Origin of the sequence: Streptomyces bungoensis (genome assembly GCF_001514215.1) — a bacterium.
GTDB classification, from domain to species: Bacteria; Actinomycetota; Actinomycetes; order Streptomycetales; family Streptomycetaceae; genus Streptomyces; species Streptomyces bungoensis.
Map to the genome: position 1 here is coordinate 156494 of NZ_KQ948870.1, position 14677 is coordinate 171170.

Genomic DNA, 14677 nt, shown 5'->3' on the forward strand with positions numbered 1-14677 from the left:
CTCAAGACTACTTCGTCCCGCCGACAGCCCACGTCGACGGGGTCGGGGCCCACCGATCGCGGCAGGCCCCGTCACACACGTCCCCCGCAGGGGCCCCGCTAGCCGACCTCGGGGTCGCCCTTGGTGTAGGTCAGGCGCTCCACCGCGCCCGGCCGGAAGTCGTCCTGGATCTTCTTGCCGTTGACGTACAGCTGGATCGCGCCGGCGTCGCCGAGGATCAGGTTGATCTTGGTGTTGTCCTGGAAGGTCTTGGACTCGCCCTTCTTCAGCAGTCCGTCGAAGAGCATACGGCCGTTGTGGTCCTTGGCGGAGATCCAGCTGCGCCCGTTCGGGGCGCTGACCTGGACGGTGACCTTGTCCTGCGGCGCGGCCGCGATGGCGCTGTCGGACGGCTCGGCCGTCGGCGCGGCGGGCTTGTCCTTCTTGGGCGTGGGCGAGGACGCCTGGGTGGGCGTGCGCGTGGTGCCCTCGGCCACCTGCGACTTGGCGTCGCTGCCGCTGTCGCCGCCCTTGAACGCGGTGAAGCCGACGAAACCGACGACGGCGACGATCGCGGCGACCATGGCCGCGGTCCAGTTGGGCCCCCGGCGCTCGGGGCGGATACGTTCCGCCTCGAACAGCGGCGCGGCCGGGGTCGGTGCGGGCCGCCCGCCGTGCTCGGCGTCGTACTGCGCGATCAGTGGTGCGGGATCGAGGTGGACGGCTCGGGCGAGTGTGCGGATGTGCCCGCGGGCGTACACGTCGCCACCGCACGGGGCGAAGTCGTCCGCCTCGATGGCGTGCACGATGGCGGTGCGGACACGAGTGGCACGGCTGATGTCGTCGACGGTGCGGCCGGCCGCGATGCGCGCCTGCCGCAGGGCACGCCCCACGGAGGGACGGGCTTCCTCGGACACGCCGGACACGTCGGAGAACGGACGCTCGTCTTCAGGGGAGTTGCCGATGGACACGGAGGCGCCTTTCGAGCGTTCTAAGCCACCTGTGCTGGAGGTTCAGTCTAGGGGGGTGCGAAAGGGTGGAGCGACCGGGCGGTGGTGCTTTGTACGCCATCGGAATGGCCCGACAATCCGATGGTGGGACAGACACGTACCCCCGGACGAGATCCGTAACTGTCCTTTCGCTCAACTGGACGTACGACAAAGGGAAAGGGTTGCCCGGCGCCGGCTAACGGGTCGATCACGACGGTGCGGCCACCCGGCGTACACCCGACACGCCAGGCAGCCGGCGGCCCTACTCCGACTCCCCGCGGATCAGGGCGAGCACCCCGTCGAGTTCCTCGGGCTTGACCAGGACGTCGCGCGCCTTGGAACCCTCGCTGGGACCCACGATGTTCCGGGACTCCATGAGGTCCATCAGCCGGCCCGCCTTGGCGAAGCCGACGCGCAGCTTGCGCTGCAGCATGGACGTCGACCCGAACTGGGTGGAGACCACCAGCTCGGCCGCCTGGCACAGCAGGTCGAGGTCGTCGCCGATGTCCTCGTCGATCTCCTTCTTCTGCTTGGTGCCCACGGTGACGTCGTCCCGGAAGACCGGCGTCATCTGCTCCTTGCAGTGCCGGACGACGGCCGCGACCTCCTCCTCGGTCACGAAGGCGCCCTGCATACGCGTCGGCTTGTTGGCGCCCATCGGCAGGAACAGCCCGTCGCCCTTGCCGATCAGCTTCTCGGCGCCGGGCTGGTCGAGGATGACCCGGGAGTCGGCGAGCGAGGAGGTGGCGAACGCCAGCCGTGAGGGGACGTTGGCCTTGATGAGTCCGGTGACCACGTCGACCGACGGCCGCTGGGTGGCGAGCACCAGGTGGATGCCGGCCGCGCGCGCGAGCTGCGTGATGCGCACGATGGCGTCCTCGACGTCGCGCGGGGCGACCATCATCAGGTCGGCCAGCTCGTCCACGATCACCAGCAGGTAAGGGTACGGCTGCAGCTCCCGCTCGCTGCCCTGGGGCGGCTCGACCTTGCCCTCGCGCACCGCGCGGTTGAAGTCGTCGATGTGCCGGTACCCGTAGGCCGCCAGGTCGTCGTACCTGAGGTCCATCTCCCGCACGACCCACTGCAGCGCCTCGGCGGCCCGCTTGGGGTTGGTGATGATCGGCGTGATCAGGTGCGGGATGCCCTCGTAGGCGGTCAGCTCGACCCGCTTGGGGTCGACCAGGATCATCCGGACGTCCTCGGGGGTCGCCCGCATCATGACCGAGGTGATCAGGCAGTTGATGCAGGACGACTTGCCGGACCCGGTGGCGCCGGCGACGAGCATGTGCGGCATCTTCGCCAGCGAGTGCATCACGTACCCGCCCTCGACGTCCTTGCCGAAGGCGACCAGCATCGGGTCGTCGTCCTCGGCGGACTCCGCGAGGCGCAGCACGTCGCCGAGGTTGACCATCTCGCGGTCGGTGTTGGGGATCTCGATGCCGACCGCGGACTTGCCGGGGATCGGGCTGATGATCCGCACGTCCGGGCTGGCGACCGCGTACGCGATGTTCTTCGTCAGCGCGGTGATGCGCTCGACCTTCACGGCCGGGCCGAGTTCGACCTCGTAGCGGGTGACCGTCGGGCCGCGTGTGAAGCCGGTGACGGCGGCGTCGACCTTGAACTCGGTGAAGACCTGGGTGAGCGAGGCGACGACCGCGTCGTTGGCGGCGCTGCGCGCCTTGCCCGGGCCGCCGCGGTGGAGCAGGTCCAGCGAGGGCAGCGCGTAGGTGATGTCCCCGGCGAGCTGCAGCTGCTCCGCGCGCGGGGGCAGCTCCCGGGGCTCCTCTGGCGCCTTCTTGGTGAGGTCGGGGACGACGCTTCCGGTGCCGAGCCTCTCCCGCTGGGGCCGGGCGGCCGGGACGGGCGCCGGAGCGGGCGCGGCCTCGGGTCCGGCGGCGGGAGCGGGCACCGGAGTGGTGTCCTCCCGCTCGCCCGCGCTCACGCCCTGGGTGAGGTCGGCGACGAGCGGGGACGGCGGCATGCCGTGCAGGACCGCGCCGTCGAGCGCGGCCGCGGCGGCGGCCGCCACGTCCACGGCGTCCTGCCGCCGGTGCGGATCGGGCTGCGGCACCGCGGAGCGCCGGGGGCGGCCGCGGCGCTGCGAGAGGGCCTCCTCCTCCGCGCTCTCGGGGTCGTACGCCTCCGGGCCGCCGCGGCGCCTGCGGGGGCGCGCGGGCAGCGCCTCGCGCCACTGCTCCTCGTACCGCTCGTCGTCCCCGGCCTGCTCGTAGTACTCCTCCGGCTCGGGCAGCAGGCCCAGGCGGACGCCGAGCATGCGCAGCCGCTGCGGGACGGCGTTGACCGGGGTCGCGGTGACCACGAGCAGCCCGAAGACGGTGAGCAGCACCAGCAGGGGGACGGCCAGCACCGCGGTCATGGTGTACGTCAGCGGGGTCGCCGCCGCCCAGCCGATGAGGCCGCCGGCGTCCCTTATCGCCTGCATGCCGTGGCTGCGGGCGGGCGAGCCGCAGGCGATGTGGATCTGCCCGAGCACGCCGATGAGAAGCGCGGACAGGCCGATCACGATCCTGCCGTTGGCCTCCGGCTGCTCCGGGTGCCGGATGAACCGCACGGCGATCACCGCGAGCAGGATGGGAACCAGCAGGTCGAGCCGGCCGAAGGCGCCGGTGACGAGGATCTCCACCAGGTCGCCGACCGGGCCGCGCAGGTCGGCCCAGGTGCCAGCGGCGACGATCAGCGCGACGGCGAGGAGCAGCAGCGCGACGCCGTCCTTGCGGTGGGCCGGGTCGAGGTTCTTCGCTCCCTGCCCTATGCCCCGGAAGACGGCGCCGACGGCGTGCGCGAGACCCAGCCAGACGGCGCGCACGAGCCGGAGCACGCCCCCGGTGGGGCTGGGCGCGGGTCTCGGCGGCGCGGCCTTCCTGGCCGGGGCCCGCTTGGCGGGCGCCTTCCGGGCCGGGGCCTTCTTCGCGGCGGCCTTCTTCACCGGAGCCTTCGCCGGAGCAGCCGCCTTCCTGGCGGTCTGCTTCTTGGCTGCGGGAGGACGTGAGGCCATGGGGTGAGGTTACCGGTGCGGACGGCAGCGGACACGTGTGCCCACTGCTTCACCCGTTCGTGTCGCCCCTGCGCGGGCGCGGAACTGACGCGCGCTCACGGGCAACTCCGCGCCCCGCACGCGTCAGTTCTGGGACGGCACCGGCGCGCCGCCGCCCGCCCCGGGCTCCAGGGCGTCCAGCGCGCGGCGCAACCCCGTGAGCTTGCGTTCGAGATGGGCCGCCGTGGCCACCGCGGCCGCGTCCGCCGAGTCGTCGTCCAGCTGCTTGGACAGCGCCTCCGCCTGCTCCTCGACGGCGGCGAGCCGGGCCGACAGCTCGGCGAGCAGCCCGGCGGACTCCTTGCCGCCGACCGCGCCCTTGCCGCCGCCCTCCAACTGCAGCCGCAGCAGCGCCGCCTGCTCCCGCAGCTGGCAGTTCTTCATGTACAGCTCGACGAACACGGAGACCTTCGCGCGCAGCACCCACGGGTCGAACGGCTTGGAGATGTAGTCGACCGCGCCCGCCGCGTAGCCCCGGAAGGTGTGGTGCGGGCCGTGGTTGATCGCGGTGAGGAAGATGATCGGGATGTCCCGGGTCCGCTCCCGCCGCTTGATGTGCGCCGCGGTCTCGAATCCGTCCATGCCCGGCATCTGGACATCCAGCAGAATGACCGCGAAATCGTCCGTCAGCAGCGCTTTGAGCGCTTCCTCCCCGCTCGATGCCCGCACCAGCGTCTGATCGAGCGCAGAGAGGATGGCCTCCAGCGCCAGCAGATTCTCCGGCCGGTCATCGACCAGGAGGATCTTGGCCTTCTGCACCATGGCCCGCCCTCCTCGCCCCGGCGGTACACCGGGCGCCGCCCCAGGGGACGACTCCCTTTCGCCGTCCGTCCTTGTGCCGGTCATCGTAGCCGCACCCCGCCTGTCGCCACACCCTGTCACCGCGATGTCACTGTGCACGTACCGGAAACGCCGCAGGAGCCCGGAAGGTTCCCGGAATCCGGTATTCCCACACCTCCACGGACCGTGCGGCCCGCCGTCCCCGGGAGCACGCCCGGGGTTCCCGCGGCGTTCACCCGGGCCCCCCGCCGGACCGTCACCCGGCCCTCATCCACTGTCGCATGACCGTCAGCAGGTGATCGGGGTCGACCGGCTTGGTCACGTAGTCGGTGGCGCCCGACTCGATGGCCTTCTCCCGGTCGCCCTTCATCGCCTTCGCGGTCAGCGCGATGATCGGCAACCCCGCGAACTGGGGCATCCTGCGGATCGCCGTGGTCGTCGCGTACCCGTCCATCTCCGGCATCATGATGTCCATCAGCACCACCGCCACGTCGTCGTGCTGCTCGAGCACCTCGATGCCCTCGCGGCCGTTCTCGGCGTACAGCACCGACAGCCCGTGCTGCTCCAGGACGCTGGTGAGCGCGAACACGTTGCGGATGTCGTCGTCGACGATCAGCACCTTCTCGCCGCCGAAGCGCAACCCGCGCGCGGGCTGCGGCGCGTTCTCCTGCTCGGCGACCGTCGTCCACTGCTCGGGCCGCTGCTCGGGCGGCGGCATGCTGCGGCGGCGGCGCCGGAAGAGCGCGGCGGCACCGTTCTGCGTCTCCTGGTACGACTTCACCTCGGCCGGCGTCTCGATCTCCGCGGCGGACAGCTCCGAACGCCGGCGCGCCTCGGAGGCGACCAGCTCACCGGCCTCCAGCGGGGCCACCGACTGCTGGTAGCCCTGCGGCGGCAGTTCGCTCGGGTGCAGCGGCAGGTACAGCGTGAACGTCGAGCCGCGGCCCGGCTCGCTCTGCGCGTGGATCTCACCGCCGAGCAGCTGCGCGATCTCCCGCGAGATGGACAGACCGAGGCCGGTGCCGCCGTACTTGCGGCTGGTCGTGCCGTCCGCCTGCTTGAACGCCTCGAAGATCACCCGCATCTTGCTGGCCGCGATCCCGATGCCGGTGTCGGTCACCGAGAACGCGATCAGCGGCGCGTCCGGATCGGCGAGCGACCCGGTCTCCAGCAGCTGCTCGCGGATGCCCACCGGCACGTCGGCGCCGGCCGGCCGGATCACCAGCTCCACCGACCCGGAGTCGGTGAACTTCACCGCGTTGGACAGCAGGTTCCGCAGCACCTGCAGCAGCCGCTGCTCGTCGGTGTGCAGGGTCGCGGGCAGCTCCGGGGAGACCCGCACGGACAGGTCCAGGCCCTTCTCCGCGGTCAGCGGCCGGAAGGTGGCCTCCACGTAGTCCACGAGCTGGACGAGCGCGATACGGGTCGGGGAGACGTCCATCTTGCCCGCCTCGACCTTCGACAGGTCGAGGATGTCGTTGATCAGCTGCAGCAGGTCCGAGCCCGCCCCGTGGATGGTCTCGGCGAACTCCACCTGCTTCGGCGAGAGGTTGCCCTCGGCGTTGTCGGCGAGCAGCTTGGCCAGGATCAGCAGCGAGTTCAGCGGGGTGCGCAGCTCGTGCGACATGTTGGCGAGGAACTCGCTCTTGTAGCGCATCGACACCGCGAGCTGCTCGGCGCGCTCCTCCAGGACCTGCCGGGCCTCCTCGATCTCGGTGTTCTTCACCTCGATGTCCCGGTTCTGCCGGGCCAGCAGCTCGGCCTTCTCCTCCAGCTCGGCGTTGGAGGCCTGCAGCGCCTTCTGCCGGTTCTCCAACTCCGCCGACCGCTCACGCAGTTGCTCGGTCAGCTCCTGCGACTGCTTCAGCAGCTGCTCGGTCTTGGTGTTGACCGAGATGGTGTTGACGCTGGTCGCGATCATCTCGGCGATCTGGTTGAGGAAGTCCTTCTGGATCTGCGTGAACGGCGTGAACGACGCCAGCTCGATCACCCCGAGCACCGTGCCCTCGAACAGCACCGGCAGCACGATCACCTGGGCGGGCGGGGCCTCACCGAGCCCGGAGGAGATCTTCAGGTAGCCGCTGGGCGCGTTCTCCACCAGGATCGTGCGCTTCTCCTCGGCCGCCGTGCCGATCAGCGCCTCGCCCGGCCGGAACGACGCCGGCATGGAGCCCATCGAGTAGCCGTACGAGCCGAGCATCCGCAGCTCGTACGGGTCCTCGCCGCCACCACCGAGGTCCTGGCCCTCCATCAGCGGCATCGCGACGAAGAACGCGCCGTGCTGCGCGGAGACCACGGGGGTCAGCTCGCTCATGATCAGCGAGGCGACGTCCTCCAGGTCCCGGCGGCCCTGCATCAGCGCCGAGATGCGGGCCAGGTTGCCCTTCAGCCAGTCCTGCTCCTTGTTGGCGATCGTGGTGTCGCGCAGGTTGGCGATCATCTTGTTGATGTAGTCCTGCAGCTCCTGGATCTCGCCGGACGCGTCCACGTCGATCTTCAGGTTCAGGTCGCCGCGGGTCACCGCGGTCGCCACGCGCGCGATGGCACGCACCTGCCGGGTCAGGTTCCCGGCCATCTCGTTCACCGACTCCGTCAGGTCCCGCCAGGTGCCGTCGACGTCCCGCACCCGCGCCTGCCCGCCGAGCTGCCCCTCGGTGCCCACCTCGCGGGCCACCCGGGTGACCTCCTCGGCGAAGCTGGACAGCTGGTCGACCATCGTGTTGATCGTCGTCTTCAGCTCGAGGATCTCGCCCCGCGCGTCGATGTCGATCTTCTTCGTCAGGTCGCCCTTGGCGATGGCCGTCGTCACCATGGCGATGTTGCGCACCTGACCGGTCAGGTTGGACGCCATCTGGTTCACCGACTCGGTGAGGTCCTTCCAGGTGCCGGCCACACCCGGTACGTGCGCCTGGCCGCCCAGGATGCCGTCCGTGCCCACCTCGCGGGCCACCTTGGTGACCTGGTCGGCGAACGAGCTCAGCGTCTTGACCATCGTGTTGATGGTGTCGGCGAGCTGGGCCACCTCGCCGCGCGCCTCGATGGTCACCTGCCGCGTCAGGTCGCCGTTGGCGACCGCCGCCGCGACCTGCGAGATGTTGCGCACCTGCATGGTCAGGTTGTTGGCCATCAGGTTGACGTTGTTGCTGAGGTCCTTCCAGATGCCCGTGACGCCCGGCACGTGCGCCTGCCCGCCCAGGATGCCCTCGGTGCCCACCTCGCGCGCCACCCGGGTCACCTGCTCGGCGAAGCTGGACAGCTGGTCGACCATCGTGTTGACCGTGGTGACGAGCTCGAGGATCTCGCCCTTGGCGTCGACGGTGATCTTCTTGGACAGGTCGCCCTTGGCGACCGCCGTCGTGACCTCGGCGATGTTGCGCACCTGGATGGTCAGGTTGTTCGCCATGAAGTTCACGGACTGCGTGAGGTCCTTCCAGGTGCCGGAGACGCCCTGGACCTCGGCCTGGCCGCCGAGGATGCCCTCCGTACCCACCTCGCGGGCCACCCGCGTGACCTCCTGGGCGAACGACGACAGCTGGTCGACCATCGTGTTCAGGGTGTTCTTCAGCTCCAGGATCTCGCCGCGCGCGTCCACGGTGATCTTCTGCGACAGGTCACCGCGCGCCACCGCCGTGGCGACCTGGGCGATGTTGCGCACCTGGGCGGTCAGGTTGCCCGCCATGCCGTTCACCGAGTCGGTGAGGTCCCGCCACACACCCGCCACGCCCGGCACCTGCGCCTGGCCGCCGAGGCGCCCCTCGGTGCCCACGTCCCGGGCGACCCGGGTCACCTGGTCGGCGAAGGCGGACAGCTGGTCCACCATCGTGTTGATGGTGTTCTTCAGCTCGAGGATCTCCCCGCGCGCGTCGACGTCGATCTTCTGCGAAAGGTCACCGCGCGCCACGGCCGTCGTCACCTGGGCGATGTTGCGCACCTGACCGGTCAGGTTGGACGCCATCGAGTTGACGGAGTCCGTCAGCTCCTTCCACGTGCCCGACACGCCGTCCACGCGCGCCTGGCCGCCGAGGCGCCCCTCGGTGCCCACGTCCCGGGCCATCCGGGTCACCTGGTCGGCGAAGCTCGACAGCTGGTCCACCATCGTGTTCACGGTGTTCTTCAGCTGGAGCATCTCACCGGAGACGTCCACCGTGACCTTCTGCGACAGGTCGCCGTTGGCCACCGCCGTGGTCACCTGGGCGATGTTGCGCACCTGACCGGTGAGGTTCCGGAACGCGGTGTTGACGGAGTCCGTCAGGTCCTTCCAGGTCCCGGCCGCGCCCGGCACCTGCGCCTGGCCGCCCAGCTCGCCCTCGACGCCGATCTCCCGCGCCACCCGGGTCACCTCGGCGCCGAACGCCGACAGCTGGTCCACCATGCCGTTGACGGTGTTCTTCAGCTCCAGCATCTCGCCGGCCACGTCCACGGTGACCTTCTGCGACAGGTCACCGCTGGCCACCGCGGTCGTCACCGCGGCGATGTCCCGCACCTGCGTCGTCAGGTTCCGGAACACCGTGTTGACGGAGTCCGTCAGGTCCTTCCAGGTCCCGGCGACGCCCGGCACCGTCGCCTGACCGCCCAGCCGGCCCTCGCCGCCGACCTCGTTGGCCACGCGCGTGACCTCGTCCGCGAAGATCCGCAGCGTCTCGGTCATCTGGTTGATCGTGTCGGCGAGCTGCGCGACCTCCCCGCGCGCGGGGACGGTCACCTTCTGCGACAGGTCGCCGTTGGCCACGGCGGTCGTCACCTGGGCGATGCCGCGCACCTGGGCCGTCAGGTTGCCGGCCATCAGGTTCACCGAGTCGGTGAGTTCCTTCCAGGTGCCGTCGACGCCCGGAACGTGGGCCTGGCCGCCGAGGATGCCGTCCGTGCCGACCTCGCGCGCGACCCGCGTCACCTCCGAGGAGAACGCGGAGAGCTGGTCGACCATCGTGTTGACGGTGTTCTTCAGCTCCAGCATCTCGCCGGCGACGTGCACGGTGACCTTCCGCGACAGGTCGCCCTTGGCGACCGCGGTGGTCACCAGGGCGATGTCCCGCACCTGCGCCGTCAGCCGGGACGCCATCGTGTTGACGGAGTCCGTGAGGTCCTTCCACGACCCCGACAGCCCCCGCACGCGCGCCTGGCCGCCGAGCTTGCCCTCGGTGCCGACCTCGCTGGCCACGCGCGTGACCTCGTCGGTGAAGGTCGACAGCTGGTCCACCAGGTTGTTGACCGTGCGGCCCACCTTCAGGAACTCGCCGCGCAGCGGATGCCCGGTGGTCCCGTCCGGCGCCTGGGTGCGCAGGTCCATGCGCGGCGACAGATCACCCTCCGCGACCCCCGTCAGCACCCGGCCGACCTCGGAGACGGGCCACACGAGGTCGTCGACGAGGGCGTTGGAGTTGTCGATGGCCGTGGCCCAGGAGCCCTCGCAGGCGCCCGTCTCCAGCCGCTCCGTGAGCTTTCCCTCACGCCCCACCATGCGGCGCACCCGGGACAGCTCACCGGTCAGGTGCAGATTGCGGTCGGCCACCTCGTTGAAGACCGCCGCGATCTCCGACATCACGCCGTCCCCGGACACCGTGAGCCGTTTGCGGAAGTTCCCGTCGCGCATCGCCACGAGAGCCGCCAGCAGCCGGTTGAGGCCGGCGGTGTCCACGGTGGTGGTCCCGCCGCTCCTGCTCAGGGATGGTCCGCCTTTCGCGCGCGTCTTCGTGCCCCGCGTCGCTGCGCCAGACTCCACTGTGTCCCTCCCGGAGGGGTAGACCGTTGCTGCTGTGCTCGGCCGCGTCGGCCCGGCGTGCCGGTTCCTTGGCATACCGGTTACTTCCGCGTACTCGTTACCGTTCGGTATTTCTGCCAGATGAGATCCGGCCACACCAGAGGCTGCTGCCCGGCGTACACGTGACGCACGCAGCGCGACCCGACCTTCATCAGAAGCTTGCCCAGTGTTTCACCCCGACCGAACCAGGCCATAACAGTTCGGCAGCTTCGCACATCGTCCGCACACCCTGTGGGGGTGAACCGCGGCGACCGGCATCCGTTCGGACCGCGAAGGTAAGTAACCTTGCAAGCGGCTGTCCAGCCGCACCGGTCCGACCGGCCTGGGCGGTGGCACGAGAACGAGCGGGCATCGGAGGGGCGGCCGCAGACCATGACCACCGGACTGATCCCCGGGGAGCATCCCCCGGAGCCACGGCCGACGGGCGAGCGCATGCCGCAGCAGCGGCGCGAGCCGCCCGGCCACTCAGCCCTGCACGTCGACGACCGGCCGAGGAGTTCTGTGATCACCGCGCGCGCGGCTGCCAGTTTCGAGCCCGTCGGGCGATCGGTCGCGACCGCTCGCTCCTTCGTCCGCGACACCCTCCAGGGCTGGGGCTTCGCCGACATCGTCGACGACGCGGTGGTCCTGACCAGCGAACTGGTGACCAACGCGGTCGTGCACGCGGGCACCCACGCGGACGTGCTGTGCCTGCGCTCCGAGGACGCCGTGCGCGTCGAGGTGTCCGACCGCTACCCCGAGCGCGAGGTCCCTCTCCAGGGCTCGCCCGCCGCCATGGGCAGCCCCGACCGCGAGGGGGGCCGCGGCCTCCAGCTGTGCGCGGCCCTGGCCACCCGCTGGGGCGTGGACTACACGCCCACGCACAAGAACGTCTGGTTCGAGCTCGACCTGCCCGAGCGGCCCGTCGGCACCCGCACCGCGGGCCCCTCCCTGCCCGCGGAGCTCCTCCCGCTCGCCGACGCCCGGGTCCGCGTCGCGGTCCTCCAGATCGACCGGAAGGGAGCCGTCAGCGCCTGGAACGAGGACGCGGAGGAACTGTTCGGCTACCCCGCGAGCGAGGTCGTCGGCAAGCCCCTCACCGACCTCGCGGCCTGGCCGCACACCCCGGGCACCGGGACGGGCATCGCCGAGGCGCTCCAGCTCTCCCGCTGGGAGGGCAGCTACGGCGTCCGCCGCGCCGACGGCCGGGTGGCCCGGGTGTACGCCTCCCACCTGCGGGTCCGGGACACCGGCGGCGAGCCCTCCACCGTCTGCCTGCTGGTGCGCGACCACGAGCGCGCCGTCCTGCAGACGCCGTCGCGGGTCCCCGCCACCGACCAGGGCGGCGCCGCGGACCAGAGCACGGACCCCTTCGAGGTCTTCATCGGCTCCCCCGCCCCGGACGACCTGGACGGGCTCCTCCAGCGCACCGTGGAGCGGGCCCGCGACATGCTCGACGCGGACTCCGCGTTCCTGCTCCTCGCCACCGACGACGAGACGGAACTGGAGGTCCGCGCCTCCACCGGCCTGCCCTCCGCCCGCCAGCGCTTCGCGCGCGTGCCCGTCGAGGCCGGCCCCGGCCGCTACGGCTCCGCCCGCATGCCCGCGGTGCACGACGACCTCAGCGCCGTCCCGGGCGCCGTCCCCCTGCTGTCCGGCACCGGCATGCGCTCGGTGGTGACGGTCCCGCTCAAGGTCGAGGGCCGCCTCACCGGTTCCCTCGGGGTCGCCGCGGAGGCGCCGGGCCGGTACTCCAACGAGGAGGCGCTGCGCCTGCAGTTCGCCGCCGACCGCATCGCCCTGGCCGTCGAGTCCGCCCGCCTCGGCGAGCTGGAGCGGCTGCGCCGCGGCTCCCTGAGCTTCCTCGTCGAGGCCTCCGACCTGCTGGCAGGCACGCTGGACCGCGACCAGACCCTCGCCCTCATGGCCCAGATGACGGTCCCGACCCTGGCGACCTGGTGCGCGGTCTACACGATCGCCGACCAGGCCTCCGAGCCGTACCTGTCGTACGTGCTGCACGAGGACGAGGAGCTCATCGACGGCATCAAGTCGCTGCTGTCGAAGATCTCCCCGCCGGATCCGGTACCGACCCCGGGCGCCCGGGTCTGGAGCGCCCCCGGCGAGGTCGCCCACCGGGCGGCCCTGCGCAGTTCGATGCGCAGCCTCGGCCTGTCCGGCGGCCCGACCCACCAGGTCGCCTCCGGCATCGGCCCGACGCTCGCGACGGCCTCCGCGGTCGGCGGTGAGACGGTGGTCCTGCCGCTCGTCGCCCGCAACCGCGTCATCGGCATGCTGACCCTGGGCAAGCCCGCCGACGAGCACTTCCGCCAGGAGATCCTGGAGCTGGCCGAGGACCTGTCCCGCCGAGCGGCGCTCGCGCTGGACAACGCCCGGCTGTACTCGGAGCGCACGGCCATCAGCCAGTCCCTGCAGCGCAGTCTGCTGCCGCCCGGCCTGCCCCACATCGACGGCGTCGAGGTCGAGGTGATCTACCGCGCCGCCGGCGAGGGCAACGAGGTGGGCGGCGACTTCTACGACCTCTTCCCGATCGGCAACGGTGCCTACGGCTTCGCGATCGGCGACGTCTGCGGCACCGGACCCAACGCGGCCGCCGTCACCGGCCTCGCCCGGCACGCGCTGCGTCTGCTGGCCCGCGAGGGGCTCTCCGGTCCGGCGGTCCTGGAGCGCCTGAACTCGGCGATCCTCGACGAGGGCGACCGCAGCCGCTTCCTGACCCTGCTCTACGGGGAGATGCGGCCCCAGGAGGACGGCAGCGCCGAGCTGAAGGTGGTCTGCGCCGGGCACCCGCTCCCCCTGCGCCTGCGCCAGGACGGCACGGTGGCCGCCGCGGCCGAACCCCAGCCGCTGCTCGGCGTCATCGAGGACCTGGAGCTGTACGAGGAGACGGTGACGCTCGATCCCGGAGACGTCCTCCTCTGCGTCACGGACGGCGTCACCGAGCGCCGGGAGGGCACGCGCATGCTGGGCGACGACGGCCTCGCCGACGTGCTCACCACGTGCACGGGCCTCACGGCGGGCGCGGTCGCGGCCCGGATCATGCGCGCGGTGGAACGCTTCGCGTCGGACGCGCCGTCGGACGACATGGCGATCCTGGCGATGCGAGTACCGGAAATCCACCGGGAAGTCTGACCCCGAGAACGCACGAAAAAGCCCCACCCGAAAGGGTGGGGCTTTTTGCTGGAGCCCCCAAACGGAATCGAACCGTTGACCTTCTCCTTACCATGGAGACGCTCTGCCGACTGAGCTATAGGGGCCGGTCGTTTTCGAGGTTTCCCTCGTGGCGACGGAGAAACTGTACCCCGAACCGGCCCGTGTTCCCAAATTCGTTCGGGCACCCGCTCAGAAGGCCGGTTGCAGGAGTCCTCCGAGGGCATTGCAGGCGGAGACGATCCGCTGCATGTGCCGCTTGGTGAGCGAGGCGTCGACCGGCAGGGCGAGCGTCTCGTCGGCGGCCCGCTCGGTCTCCGGCAGCGACACGTAGCGGCGGAACTCCGACAGCCGGTGCACGGGCGTCTTGACGGGGACCCGGCACTCGACTCCCTTGACCCGCAGGGCCCGTGCGAAGGCGTCCCGGTCCGGCCGGCCGTTCCCCGGTACCCGTACGACGTACTGCTGGTACGTGTGCCCGTCGCCGCCGGCCGGCGTCCGTACGCCCTTGAGCCGGGCGTCGAGGTACGCGGCCCGCTCCCGGCGCTGCGCCAGCTCGTCGTACGGCGCCTCGGACTCGCCTTGTTCCAGCACCAGCAGTTCGTGCCGCTGCCCGAGCGCGTGCAGCCGCCCGATGTCGGCCCGCCGCCCGAAGCGGTGGACGACGACCACCGCGGCGGTGCGCGGCGTTATGGACGCCTCGACGCCGCCGGGGTCGAGGCAGTAGGTCACCGGGTCTATGTCGGCGAACACCGGCGACGCGCCGGCCAGGGTCACGGCCTCGGCGACCTCGACGTTCCCGAAGGCCGGTACGACGACCTCGTCACCGGCTCCGACGCCGGCGGCCCTGAGCATTGCAGCAGTACCCATGGCTGCGATGCTGGGCGGGCAACGTGAACGTAAAGTTACGCATACCAAAAAAGGGTCGGTCCTTGAACCGAAGTTCAAGGACCGACCCTTTCAATGATT

The 14677-nt window shown here is 71.0% G+C and carries 6 protein-coding genes and 1 tRNA gene; 1 reads left to right on the forward strand and 6 read right to left on the reverse strand.

Going from position 1 to position 14677, the window contains the following annotated elements:
• Positions 1–98: 98 nt before the first annotated feature.
• The 4 genes from AQJ66_RS30415 to AQJ66_RS30430 form a co-directional block, all read right to left on the reverse strand.
• The gene (locus AQJ66_RS30415) at positions 99–950 is read right to left on the reverse strand and encodes a helix-turn-helix domain-containing protein (RefSeq protein WP_061928332.1); all 852 of its coding nucleotides are present in this window, start codon (positions 948–950) and stop codon (positions 99–101) included.
• A 280-nt stretch (positions 951–1230) separates the two neighbouring features.
• Entirely contained in the window at positions 1231–3984 is a 2754-nt protein-coding gene (locus AQJ66_RS30420; RefSeq protein WP_079060525.1) for a DNA translocase FtsK, read from the reverse strand.
• Between the two features lie 123 nt (positions 3985–4107).
• Entirely contained in the window at positions 4108–4785 is a 678-nt protein-coding gene (locus AQJ66_RS30425; protein WP_061928334.1) for a response regulator, read from the reverse strand.
• A gap of 274 nt (positions 4786–5059) precedes the next feature.
• The gene (locus AQJ66_RS30430; RefSeq protein WP_107119092.1) at positions 5060–10522 is read right to left on the reverse strand and encodes a HAMP domain-containing protein; all 5463 of its coding nucleotides are present in this window, start codon (positions 10520–10522) and stop codon (positions 5060–5062) included.
• A gap of 411 nt (positions 10523–10933) precedes the next feature.
• Between AQJ66_RS30430 and AQJ66_RS30435 the strand changes: the two genes are divergently transcribed.
• Complete coding sequence (locus AQJ66_RS30435; RefSeq protein WP_061928338.1) at positions 10934–13690, forward strand: SpoIIE family protein phosphatase; 2757 nt, start codon at positions 10934–10936, stop codon at positions 13688–13690.
• A gap of 49 nt (positions 13691–13739) precedes the next feature.
• Here AQJ66_RS30435 and AQJ66_RS30440 read toward each other — a convergent pair.
• Positions 13740–13815 (reverse strand) — tRNA-Thr (locus AQJ66_RS30440).
• 85 nt (positions 13816–13900) lie between these two features.
• Positions 13901–14563, reverse strand: coding sequence for a DegT/DnrJ/EryC1/StrS family aminotransferase (locus AQJ66_RS30445; RefSeq protein ID WP_061928340.1), 663 nt, complete (start codon positions 14561–14563; stop codon positions 13901–13903).
• Positions 14564–14677 lie beyond the last annotated feature (114 nt).

Coding starts and splice junctions, on each gene's coding strand:
- AQJ66_RS30420 (WP_079060525.1), bottom strand. CDS start 3,984: ATGGCCTCACGTCCTCCCGCAGCCAAGAAGCAGACCGCCAGGAAGGCG.
- AQJ66_RS30425 (WP_061928334.1), bottom strand. CDS start 4,785: ATGGTGCAGAAGGCCAAGATCCTCCTGGTCGATGACCGGCCGGAGAAT.
- AQJ66_RS30435 (WP_061928338.1), top strand. CDS start 10,934: ATGACCACCGGACTGATCCCCGGGGAGCATCCCCCGGAGCCACGGCCG.
- AQJ66_RS30445 (WP_061928340.1), bottom strand. CDS start 14,563: ATGCTCAGGGCCGCCGGCGTCGGAGCCGGTGACGAGGTCGTCGTACCG.